At 39.4% G+C, this 11,386-nt stretch carries 12 protein-coding genes; all 12 read left to right on the top strand.

Annotation, left to right across the window (positions count from 1 at the left end):
• Nucleotides 1-6: 6 nt before the first annotated feature.
• Nucleotides 7-690, top strand: a complete 684-nt coding sequence (locus G602_RS0106420) for a hypothetical protein (protein WP_026658251.1) — start codon at nucleotides 7-9, stop codon at nucleotides 688-690.
• Between the two features lie 137 nt (nucleotides 691-827).
• The gene (locus tag G602_RS0106425; RefSeq protein WP_026658252.1) at nucleotides 828-1,259 is read left to right on the top strand and encodes a hypothetical protein; all 432 of its coding nucleotides are present in this window, start codon (nucleotides 828-830) and stop codon (nucleotides 1,257-1,259) included.
• Between the two features lie 202 nt (nucleotides 1,260-1,461).
• Nucleotides 1,462-3,810, top strand: coding sequence for a VirB4 family type IV secretion system protein (locus G602_RS31995; protein WP_081675864.1), 2,349 nt, complete (start codon nucleotides 1,462-1,464; stop codon nucleotides 3,808-3,810).
• 224 nt (nucleotides 3,811-4,034) lie between these two features.
• Nucleotides 4,035-4,616 (top strand): hypothetical protein, encoded by a 582-nt coding sequence (locus G602_RS0106435; protein WP_026658254.1) that lies wholly within the window; start codon nucleotides 4,035-4,037, stop codon nucleotides 4,614-4,616.
• A gap of 230 nt (nucleotides 4,617-4,846) precedes the next feature.
• A complete protein-coding gene (locus tag G602_RS0106440; protein WP_026658255.1) occupies nucleotides 4,847-6,034 on the top strand; it encodes a hypothetical protein in 1,188 nt (395 codons plus the stop codon).
• 78 nt (nucleotides 6,035-6,112) lie between these two features.
• Nucleotides 6,113-6,400 (top strand): hypothetical protein, encoded by a 288-nt coding sequence (locus G602_RS0106445; protein WP_026658256.1) that lies wholly within the window; start codon nucleotides 6,113-6,115, stop codon nucleotides 6,398-6,400.
• Nucleotides 6,400-8,556, top strand: a complete 2,157-nt coding sequence (locus G602_RS0106450; protein ID WP_026658257.1) for a VirD4-like conjugal transfer protein, CD1115 family — start codon at nucleotides 6,400-6,402, stop codon at nucleotides 8,554-8,556. The genes G602_RS0106445 and G602_RS0106450 overlap by 1 nt, the downstream gene beginning before the upstream one ends.
• Before the next feature lie 121 nt (nucleotides 8,557-8,677).
• Nucleotides 8,678-8,839 (top strand): hypothetical protein, encoded by a 162-nt coding sequence (locus G602_RS30175; RefSeq protein WP_155829709.1) that lies wholly within the window; start codon nucleotides 8,678-8,680, stop codon nucleotides 8,837-8,839.
• Nucleotides 8,840-8,951: 112 nt separating this feature from the next.
• Nucleotides 8,952-9,917 carry a hypothetical protein gene (locus G602_RS0106460; RefSeq protein ID WP_026658259.1) on the top strand — a complete coding sequence of 322 codons (966 nt, stop codon included), beginning with the start codon at nucleotides 8,952-8,954 and terminating at the stop codon, nucleotides 9,915-9,917.
• 449 nt (nucleotides 9,918-10,366) lie between these two features.
• Nucleotides 10,367-10,822 (top strand): hypothetical protein, encoded by a 456-nt coding sequence (locus G602_RS0106465; RefSeq protein ID WP_026658260.1) that lies wholly within the window; start codon nucleotides 10,367-10,369, stop codon nucleotides 10,820-10,822.
• On the top strand, nucleotides 10,815-11,027 hold the full coding sequence (locus G602_RS0106470; RefSeq protein WP_026658261.1) for a hypothetical protein: 213 nt from the start codon (nucleotides 10,815-10,817) through the stop codon (nucleotides 11,025-11,027). The genes G602_RS0106465 and G602_RS0106470 overlap by 8 nt, the downstream gene beginning before the upstream one ends.
• A 176-nt stretch (nucleotides 11,028-11,203) precedes the next feature.
• Nucleotides 11,204-11,386, top strand: a 183-nt coding sequence (locus tag G602_RS0106475) for a hypothetical protein (RefSeq protein ID WP_026658262.1), incomplete at its 3' end; no start/stop codon positions are given.

Genomic DNA, 11,386 nt, shown 5'->3' on the forward strand with positions numbered 1-11,386 from the left:
GAGTTTATGAAAAAAAGAACAAAGTTCATATTTGGGGGGCTTCTGCTCGCTTTTTTTGCAATTGCCGTGACCATTCTTATCATTCGTAACAATGAAAAAGTAAAAGCTTCTGAGGATACAATAGAACAGTATGATGAAGAGGCAGCTCCTGAGGAAGAAAAGACCGAAGAAACACTCATGTTTCCGGATAAAAGGAATTTTACAGAAGAAGAACTTGCAAGAGATGCAGAATCTGAGCCCGAAGGCTCTGACCACTATGAGGTGGATGAAGAGCCTCCACTTTATCATGTCTTTATAAACAATTATGAGGAAATATTTACCCATTACGATGATTTTAAGATATGTAATGAACTACCATATTATCTGCATACTTACTTCAACCTTTGTACTGGGAATCTAAGTGAAATGTATGAAGTTACTATCACGGAAGGCTCCTTTAAAGGAGATGAATACACCTCCCTTATCACATTTGAAGCAACGGTAGATAAGTACCCTGACATGATAATCTATATCGAATATGATAAGAATTATAGGGCATTCGGGATAAAGTCACTTCTTGGAGATTATTCCCTTGATGCATTAAAGAAAAAAGGAAAGGACAGAGATTTCTGGATAGAATATGATCCATCACTTGAACAGGAAGAAGATGATAACACAGCACCGGATGCAATAGCCATAGACACAGATTAAACAGTAGCCCTTACTGGATGAAGCATAATCCAGTAGGGGCTTTTTTAGTGCAAATCTCTTGAAAAAATACCATTTTTGATGATAGTATACAAATAGATATAATATATGTATAAATATATTAAAGGAGGGATGAAGCATTGAATGAAGAAAGACTGTATGAGTATGACATTCCCGATAATGTGCTTGAATCCAAGCGTATATTTGGATTCAGGCCACGAAACTGGATAGAAGGACTCATATGCGCAGTAATTGTAGGTTTTATCGTAGTACATATCCCGTTTGTCTTCAGGGTAAAGCTTATTTTCCTGGTATGTCTGTGTTGTCCTATGTTGCTCTTAAATCTGATCGGCATTAAGGACCAGAGTGTCTTTGAGGCAGTAATGAATTTCAGGCAGGCAAAAGCAAACAAGGGAGAATATCACTTAAGGAGACCAGATAATGAAGAACGATACAAATCAGGAAGAGTGGCGCAATCCATTAATGGAATTGGTAACGGGGATTCTGCCGCGGACAAAGTCGCAGATTTCATCAAGGCAAAGTACACCGAATTTAAGGAAAGAAGAGCGTGAGTCTTCTGAAAAAAATGCCATATTGTCATTTCCATATAGAACAGCAGATATCAGGCAGTTTATTCCCCAGAGGGGAGATGCTGCAGCATCTAACAGGACTGATAAATTGAGCTTTGATTCACAGGGGCTTGTCAATGTGAAAGAGATAAGAAACGGAATCATATGCTGCGGTGATGGAAGCTATGTGAAGATACTCGAAGTGATGCCCCTGAACTATTATCAGAAGGATGCATCAGAAAAGAATAAGATCACAGATGCTTTCCTGCAGCTCTTTAGGACATGCCCTGCCAATCTCCATATCAAGATGAGAACAGAAAAAGCGGATACAAATGTGATAATCCGGACTATCCGTGAGAATTACAAAAAAGAGAACAATGCTCAGCTAAAGATAATGGCGGAACATTACATAGCTCATATAACAGCGCTTCAGAATGCCAATACAGTGGATAAGAGGTTCTACATCATTTATCAGTATGAGGGAGAAAACGGCAGGATAAGCCGTGATTTTGGTGAAATATACAGGAGCTTGAAGAGTATAGAGTATGACCTGCGCTCAAAAATGACAAGCTGCGGAAATCTTGTCATTACCCCGAAGAACGAAAACTATCATGCATGTGAGGTCTTGTATAAGTTTTATAATCCTCTGTCCTGTAAGGATGAATGTCTTCAGGACAGGATTAACCGGATCCAGATGGATTTTAATAAGACAAATAATCCAATAGGCTTACCAAGAGAGGCAGACTATATTGCCCCAAGAGGTTTGTCGAGCAGACCGGTAAAAGACTGGCTTCTTATGGACGGTATGTATCATACATGGCTTGTCATAAGGGATAATGCATTTCCGCCGCAAGCGCAGACAGGCTGGCTTGATAATATCCCTGTTGATTATGGAATTGATATAGACATTATTTCAAAGCGGCTTAACAGGGGGACGGTTGAGGCCGGTCTTAAGCAGATGAGAAAGTACAAATACTCATCATTCAACGCCCATAGGACTAATTATGATAAGGCGGAGGCACTTTCTAAAGAGATCCAGAATGCAGAGTATATCAAAAGCTGCATGAACAAATTTGATGAAGACCTGTTCAGCTGCGAGATCATCATTACAGTAAGAGCAGAAACATATGCTCTTATGAGGGAACTTAAGAATTCCATACAGAAGCATCTTGAGGGATTTTCTGTATATACTTCGACTTCTTTCCTTTCTGCGCACGAATGGCTGAAGAATGTCGCACCTGATATGTATGTTACAAAATCATACTTCAGGAAGTTTTCTCATAACATGCTTACCCGCAACATGGCGCAGTTATATCCGTTTACATCCATGTCGCTCTTTGACAATGAAGGCTATGTTGTTGGAAGGAATGTCCTTGGAAGCTCTCTTGTATCATTCAATAACTTCAACACCCAGTTATATTCAAACGGAAACATAGTCATCATGGGAACTCCTGGTTCCGGTAAATCATTTCTTGAAATGATGCTCGCAAGCCGCATGAGGATGATGGGAGTAAGGACCATGTTTATCCTACCGCTCAAGGCGCATGAGTATTACAACGCATGTGAAAAGATGGGCGGTGAGTATATCAAGTTCATTCCCGGGGGAAAGACCTGTGTGAATATCATGGAGATACGACCACAGGTAACAGTAAGCGGAGACCTTCTTGAAGATGCGGATTCTGCAGACGGAATGGATGCACCACTCCTTGCCAGGAAGATCGCATCCCTTTGTGCTTTCCTTCAGCTGAACATGCAGGATGACAAGCTGTCCACTTCTGAGAAGAACAGATTCAATGTCCTTTGCACAAAGCTCTATGCCAATTATGGAATCACATCAAATAACGATTCGATATGGCTGAACAAGGCTCAGAGAAAGCTAAAGCCGATGCCGATCCTTCAGGATCTTAATGATGCCTTAAAAGAGGACCCTGTCCTTTCAAGGGTGCGGGATGCCCTAAGTCCGTATATGTATGGCGGAATGTTCAGTAACTTTAATGGTCCCACAAATGTAGACCTTACAAAACAGTACCTGGTATTTGATGTAGATAAGACATCGATAAGCGAGGACTATCTGCCGGCAATGATGTACATCGCCTTTGACTGCTGCTATGACCTTGCAAAGCAGAGCCTTAAACATAAGGATGCGATATTCATGGATGAGGTCTGGCTCATGATGCAGAACGAGGACTGTGCAAAACAGGTCAAGGAAATGGTAAAGATCATCCGTGGTTACGGTTCATGTACTGTACTGGCTACGCAGGACATCGGAGATTTCCTGAGGAGCAATGACGGCCTTGGGGAATCGATACTTGCCGCTTCCAAGATCAAGTTCTTCTTAAGGATTGAGGATATGGAGATCAATAACGTTGCAAGGGTTGTTGACATTAATGCAAATGACAGGGCAAATTTCAAGAAATTCCCATCACACGGAAGAGCGCTTCTCATGTCAGATAAGGATAAGATACTCATCGACCTTATATCTTCAGAAGAAGAATTAAAGACTTACACCACCGATGTGAACCTCAGAAAGAAATTCTCTGAAAAGACTGGCTGATTTTACCATAAAAAAGATGCGTTTATAAATAAAATAATGCGGTTTACGTGAAAAATGATACCGCTTAATAGAAGGGATAAGAGCATTTTAAGGTAAAAAACATGCTCTTTACCATAAAATGAGGCCCTTGTTGTAAGGGCATGCAGAGAAGAAAAGTCACATTACGATAAAGACGAATTTTTTATTATAAAAAGCACACATTTTAACATAAAAAGGAGACCGTTATGCAGCTGCAGGAAGAAACCAGAATAATAGTAAATACGCTTGGGAAGTTTGGAGCACTCACCATTGACCAGATAAATAAGATGTTTGAAGGAACCAAGTTTAATCCGAAGCCAATGATAGCTTTTTTGTGCAATTCCAGAATGATCCAGTTTCTTGATGATAACTATGTTGTTCTTCAGAATAATCCAAATTACACTCCGGAGACTTTGTACTGCCTGTGGGTAATGCTGGATAAGATAAAGAAGGAAAATATTGCTCGTTCAGACGAGATAAAGAGCGCAAGTCCCTGCGATAATGGCGTGGAGGTAGGCTTTATCAATAGTGCTACGACCATTGAATATGTCACGTTTATAGACAAAAACAGCATTGCCAGGGTTTCCCTTATACAGGACACCTTCTATACATCAACCGGATGCAAGCCTGGGGAAGAAGAGAAAAGCCATAGGCTCTATACATTCGTTGTTAATGATGAGGATGTAATGGATATGCTTGCAGAGATGAATCTGACCGTTCCCTTTATGGTTGCCTATGTAGAAGGTTCCCTCACAGAGGTTCCCAAAATAGAGTACTACAAACTTTAAAGACGGTATTTATATGGCTGAAAAAAGGTATTTTTATCACTCCAAAGAAGGTATTTATCAATTCAAAATCATAGGGGTGCAAAATACCATCTTTGAACAGCTACAAACCGCATGGTTAAGGTTTTTCTGATTTTTGAAGAGTTCCTGCTCAGAATCAGATGGGTACTCTAAACTTGCAGTATGACAATACATTTCCGGGTAGACAAATAAGTAAATGGGACGGCCAAAAAATGAATAATAAACCGAGATATATTGAAGGTTCAATGAGGAATAAAATAGTGAACCTTATGCATGTCAGCAGCGTTATAACCCCGAGGTCATACAAGCTCCTTAATGAACCGCAGTCATCTATTGCCAACACAATGTGCAAGATGAAAAAAGAAGGGGTTGTTGAGAAAACAAATAACGTTGAGATATTCGAATCACTGTCATTATCAAATTACAAAGAAAATCTGGAGGAATACTTTGACGGAAATATTCCTGAAGAACACATAGCTTTTTTTGAAGAGTATGGAATTAGAGAGATCAAGAAAGCAAAGTATTCAAAAGACCAGCTGCAGTCAAGGGCACGGAGAATAATACGGTGTTCTGAAACGGTAATCCTCATGTATGCCGCAGGGATACCAACCCTTCCTGCTGATAAGAAATATGTCGTAAGAAACAAGATGCTTACTGATAATGTCTACTATCAGAGTAAGGAGATAAAAAAATACTCTGGCTATACGGATGACGTAGAGACCATAGCCGGAGAAAGAACTGCTATAGCGTCAAGAATGAACGGGACACTCCTAACGGCTGGAGGGAATTACAACATATATCATTTTGGAAAAGACATACAGACATGGTCAACTCAAGGTGAATATAAGATAAAGCATTATATACAGAACATGCTTGCAAATTATATAAACCAGGACAGCTGCCTTTTAAACAGTGCAATACTTTTTACCTATGATCTGAATATATTTGGAAAGATGATCTCACCACCTCGTAAGTATAAGGACAGATATGACGGCCTGTGTATGACCTATGACAACCTGTATGTTCTTCCGTATGACCAGAACGGAAGAGACATGATAAAGGTTATGTCCGAATCAGATTGGAAAGCAAGGCTATATGAATATGCCATGGAAGAACCATACAAGGACACAAGCAGGCTTGATTATGTATGTGACTATTACGACGGGGATGTCTACACGTTCATTTTCTGTGTACCGGATATCTCGCGGTATATCCAGTTTGTCCGAAAGGTAAAATTCACCCAGCTTCCCAAAGAGAAGTTTCAGGTTATCTGCTTTGATTACCAAAAAGAGTTCGTTATCTCCACAATTGGAAAGCATGCAAATATCTTATCCGGTGGATTTAAGGACTTCATGGATGAATGGAATCAGATTAGAAACAGAGACCAGAATGTCGGATGATACCACGAATCAAATATGCATGAATCAGATTTGCACGAATCAGATATGAAATGCATGACCGTAGGAGGAGAAAAATTTATGGAAACAGATCTGCTTATAAAACTCTTTATACTGCTGGCAATCCTTTCGCTTATCTATACGACGATCAAAGCTGTGGTAACAGGGATAAGTGAAGGGGTACGGAACACAAAGGATATTCTTAAGGGAGCATCCTATGAACAGATAAGGCAGAGAAACAAACAGAAACAGGACGATGCATTTAAGAAGGATCTTGAAAGGATGGATTCAAAACTATATCGCTTCACGCATCCACTCGAATATCTCAATTGCATCATCCTGAAAAAGATAAAAGGAAGGGCGGGATAATGGAGAGCATATTTGACAGACTACGAGGCAATAATGAAGAAGGCGGAAAGATATCCCAGGGCATATCCGATTTCCTTTATGACATCAAAGAGCACAAGCGAACCTATAGATCAATGCTCATCTTTTCACCACTTGGAGGAATACTTGTATCAGGATGGCTCTGCCAGCTGGTGGCAAAGCTTTTTGGAAAACAGGATAAGATTTACCTGGTAAATATCCTTTTTGCCTGGATAAGTACCCCGGGAACGATCCTGGCACTTATGGTAACCATCTTCTTTTTGATGGGAGGATACAGGTTCCATAAGCTGACTAAGAAGGATTATTATGTGGACCGTGAAGGGAACTTTCTTGTAAGTAAACAGGGACTTCATGGAACAGCACACTGGCAGACTGAAAAGGAAAGAGAACAGTGCTTTAACAGATCCAAGAATATAGATGATCTTTTGGGCGACATTCTTGGAATGGATGATGAAGGACGGCTCTATACATTAAGAGACGACCTTGTGGGTATCAACAGGAATAAATGTATCTTTGGTACTCCCGGTTCCGGTAAGTCAGCAGCCATTATTGAAAATGACATCCTCCAGTGCATAAGGAGAGGAGAATCAGCGATAATAACTGACTCAAAAGGGGACCTGTATAGGAGACTTTCACAGAAAGCCAGGGATGCAGGATATGTCGTAAAGGTCCTTAATCTTAAATCTAACGAGCTCAGGAATTCAGACGCCTTCCATCTTCTTAAATACCTGGAAAATGGTGACACATCAGTAGCGGAGATGCTTGCCAACTGTATCATTGAGAACACAGGTGACGGGCATATGGATTACTGGGCACAGAATGAGATGAACGGTTATAAGGCGCTTCTCCTTTATATTTCAACAAGTGAGACATTAAAGGCTACAGGACGTAATACCCTGGCAGAGATGTATAACATCTGTACACAGAATACTCCGGCAGGACTTGCGACCATGTTTAATGCCCTTCCAAAGACTCATCCTGCAAGGCAGGCATTTAACATCTTTGCTAATTGTGAACCCAAGGTTCAGGGACAGATACTCAACGGAATGGGAATAAAGCTGTCATTCCTCACGGATTTCTATGCGCAGCAGATCGTGAGTCATGATGAGATTGACCTTATACTTCCCATGAAAAGAAAGTGCATGTACTTTGTAGTAATTCCTGATACAAACAAGACCTACAATGTCATCGCAAACCTTTTCTTTAATATGATGCTGATAAAGCAGTGTGAATATTCAGATTCACTTACCACAAGACAGAAAGAAGACCAGCTCTTTGTAAACTATATACTCGATGAGTTCAAGGCAACTGGTGCTATCAATAACTTCGATGGCACGATCACAACTGTCAGATCCAGAAAGGTCGGAATTACAACCGTACTCCAGACACTTGGGCAGTTAAAAGATATGTATCCGGGAGAAGCATACAATACTATCCTCGGGTCCATGACAGTAAAGATCCTTTTAAGGGCAGGAGATGAAGATACCGGCAGATACTTCAATGTGGCTTGCGGAACACAGACAAGACTTAATAAAGCGGCGAGATATTCTGATACATTGGGTGAAACGATCCATACCCATAATTCTGAGACTATCACAGAGGGTCTTATCGGAGCAGACCTTGTCACGATAGACGACACACAGAAGCTTGATGCAAATAAGCTCATTGTGACAATCCTTGGATTTGAACCGGTAAAACTGAATAAATACCTTAGCAAGTACAATCCATACATGGAGGGTTGTGAGGAGCATGAGAGGGTTCCCGGACGCCACAAGCCTCTTTGGAGAAAAAGAATGGAAGATGCAGAAAAGGAAAAGGCCAAGCAGAGGAAACAATACAGGGAAGCCTCTGAGGATATGGAAAGTGAGGGTGCCAGCATTTCGCAGGCAGTAGCTGATGAGTCTGAGGGAGAGATGGATATTGTAGATACACAGACAGTAAAAGTAATGTCTGAAGGTGATATGGCTACAGAGTCTTCTGAAGCATCTGATGCTGCAGAGGTAGAAGCTTCTGAGCAATCAGAACATAATAACGCGCCTGGTCTTCCTGAAGCTGCAGAGGATGAAGTTCCTGCAGAAGAAAGACCGAGGAAAATAACACCCAAGAGAAAAGGTAAATTCACACAGGTAATGGCATAAGGAGGAAAAAATGTTTAAAGCAGTTTTGGCAATAGGTGTAGTAATTTTGCTTTGGGCAATGGGAGGCAATTCTGGCTCAAGTGACTGAAGCGTTGTCAGTGTTTGAAAGAGGGTAAAGCTTATGGGCGATAGATTTGATCATGATGTAGCTAAGGGTAAAAATGTCCAGGAGACCAAGGCTTTGGTTCTACCGGATGGATATGAGTTTTTTGGCGAGGTAGACATTGAAAAGATAACGGATGCACTTGAGAACTATGCAGACAGGGTATCTCTTGCCAGATGAAATAATTTTTAAATGTCCCGGAAACTTATCATTCGTTCCGGGGCATTTTTCTGTGGTAAACTTGGAGAAGTGAATAAATTAAGTACAAGTTTTAATGAAAAAAGAGTGTAGGATGAAATACACTAGGAGAGGAGATATTGAAAAGGTGTTTGAGAGTTTAGTATCCATTCTGAAAATATTTACATTCATTGCAGTAATATTAGTACTTGCTGGCATAGAGACCAACAAGTTAAAGATTGGTACTTGCTATTCTTCAGCTTTGGAGAACGAACGCGTTAAGCGTCGTTTTTTAGACTGGCTTGAGGTAACTAGCAAAAGAATAAAAGCTCTGCGCTGTATTAAGCAGTACTACAAAAAGGAAAAGAAGCAAAGAATAAGCTATAAGGAGGCTGACAAGATCAGTCGCGAGTTTATAAAAGACATGATTGCTCTTGTAAACTCAAAATATCCTGACAATGGATTTTATGATGAAGAAAGAGAAGTAGTACTTGCCAGTGAGTACTGTAATAGAGAGGCTGCTGCAAAAAGATATAGTGGTCTTGCAATGTCGAATGGAACAACACAGATACTATATGCTTATTTTGAATTATGGAATACAGATGGAGACGTTCCTAAAGATATGAAAGAGGATCTTATGTCAAATGTTCTTTTACATGAGACCGCGCATCATATATTCTGTATGTTTACCGGAATGCATTTTCCAAATAGAAAGCTTAGATTTGTCAGCTACATTGATGAGTGTTTTGCAGATCTGATGTGCTATAAGATAATGGGAAAGACCCGCAGGGAAGCAGCTGATATTATGAGATACAAGTATGATAAAGTTATGCGTGCTACAGACAATGATGAATGCACTAAATCACACCCATCAAATAATTTCAGGATTAAGACCTTGGAAAAGGGAGTGTTTGGAGAAGAAACGGTCAGAGATATAGCTGATTATATTAACGAAAGTAAAGGGGCTGGATACATTTCGGATGAACTGGTAAAAGAAGTATGTGAGAATATAAGAATATATGGCGAAACGCATCCTGAGCTTGAATTGGCTTTTAGTCTTAAGAATGATAATGCGGCATGAACAATAGCCGATTAAAGTTTTTTATATTGTGAAATACGAAAAACTCCGGAATATGCACTGGATATCCAAACCCGTTACATGGGTGTTGTGCATAATTCCGGAGTTTTCCTTATCGATTTCTTTTCCAGTTATGATTTTAACTTTTATCTATAAGAGTGTAAACCAAAACTGTTGCATTTTAAGCGGTGAAGGTTTATTTCAATGAAAATAGATTAGCGTTAAATAAAGTTTCGGTGTCGGGGATTATAAACAAGTCTGAAGTGATTATTGAATTAACTACCACGATTATTCCCAGTCTTTAATCAATATAAGAAAGTCACACGCGATTATGAATACAGGACATAGTATTATTCTACAACTAAAAAAACATTATAAAAATAGTATTGATAATAAAACAATATAGATATATAATCAATAATGTAACTATTATATTTTAAAGGAGGACTGCAATGAACACGTCGTTTACTATGATGAGTAACTATTCTGACCTTATAAAAATATATAAAGAAAAGACTTTTGGAAATGATGCCGGACGCATACGGGATCATTTTGCTCTTGATAGCGAACTCAATGAATTTGATGTTAATAAGTATGAAATTTTAAGAACTTATTTGGATGAAGATGAGCGGGCGGAAAAAGCCCCAAGATGTATAACACTTAAACAAGCCACATTTGAAAGGTTACAAAAAATCAGCGCTCTTTTAGGCACTTCAGACTCCCAGACCTGTAGACTTGTCGTACGGTATTTTGCAGATAAAAATCCATCAACTTATGAAAAAGTTGGCATAAAATATCCCAGAGAACTGGAGGAGGAACTGGCAAAATTAAAGCGTGCTTTGGAACAAGCCAATGAATCTTATAGAAATATAATAAAATATTATGAGGGAGGACACGAAAATGAATAACAAGAGAATCAGAAGAGCAATAAGGAAGTATATTCAGAAAAGTGGAAAACAGGGAAAGAGTACGAGAAGGATAGCAGCTATATTTTCAAAAGCTTATAACACAACAGAGGCAAGAATCTACGGGAATATACGTTCTATGAAATACGACCAAAAAACTAATAAAATAACAACAATTATCCCAGGCTCTTATAGCATCATATCCTAAAACTATCCAGCAAGAGGGCAATAGTACCTAGGAGTGATTAATAGTTATAAAGTAAACTTTGGCGCAACGTAGGCGAAAACCCACAGGCTTGCCTGTGGGATGAAGCCTTTTTCTATTTTGACAAACACATAGAATAAATAAATAATCTATGTATTAAACATAAAGGAAAAATACAAATGGATAATTTGAAATGCGTAGAGTATGTGAATTCTCATGTAGACGAAATTGCTGAATATGTAAATGAGTGCTTTGATCAATCAAAAGAATTCATAAAAGCAAGGCTGATTCGTCGGATAAGAGATGAATTGGCACCCACTCCAGTTCACTATGAGATAAAATATGTCTACGATCCTTATGAT

Origin of the sequence: Butyrivibrio sp. AC2005, assembly GCF_000424145.1 — a bacterium.
Lineage (GTDB): Bacteria > Bacillota > Clostridia > Lachnospirales > Lachnospiraceae > Butyrivibrio.

Coding starts and splice junctions, on each gene's coding strand:
- G602_RS0106420 (WP_026658251.1), top strand. CDS start 7: ATGAAAAAAAGAACAAAGTTCATATTTGGGGGGCTTCTGCTCGCTTTT.
- G602_RS31995 (WP_081675864.1), top strand. CDS start 1,462: ATGCCCCTGAACTATTATCAGAAGGATGCATCAGAAAAGAATAAGATC.
- G602_RS0106435 (WP_026658254.1), top strand. CDS start 4,035: ATGCAGCTGCAGGAAGAAACCAGAATAATAGTAAATACGCTTGGGAAG.
- G602_RS0106440 (WP_026658255.1), top strand. CDS start 4,847: ATGAATAATAAACCGAGATATATTGAAGGTTCAATGAGGAATAAAATA.
- G602_RS0106445 (WP_026658256.1), top strand. CDS start 6,113: ATGGAAACAGATCTGCTTATAAAACTCTTTATACTGCTGGCAATCCTT.
- G602_RS0106450 (WP_026658257.1), top strand. CDS start 6,400: ATGGAGAGCATATTTGACAGACTACGAGGCAATAATGAAGAAGGCGGA.
- G602_RS30175 (WP_155829709.1), top strand. CDS start 8,678: ATGGGCGATAGATTTGATCATGATGTAGCTAAGGGTAAAAATGTCCAG.
- G602_RS0106460 (WP_026658259.1), top strand. CDS start 8,952: ATGAAATACACTAGGAGAGGAGATATTGAAAAGGTGTTTGAGAGTTTA.
- G602_RS0106465 (WP_026658260.1), top strand. CDS start 10,367: ATGAACACGTCGTTTACTATGATGAGTAACTATTCTGACCTTATAAAA.
- G602_RS0106470 (WP_026658261.1), top strand. CDS start 10,815: ATGAATAACAAGAGAATCAGAAGAGCAATAAGGAAGTATATTCAGAAA.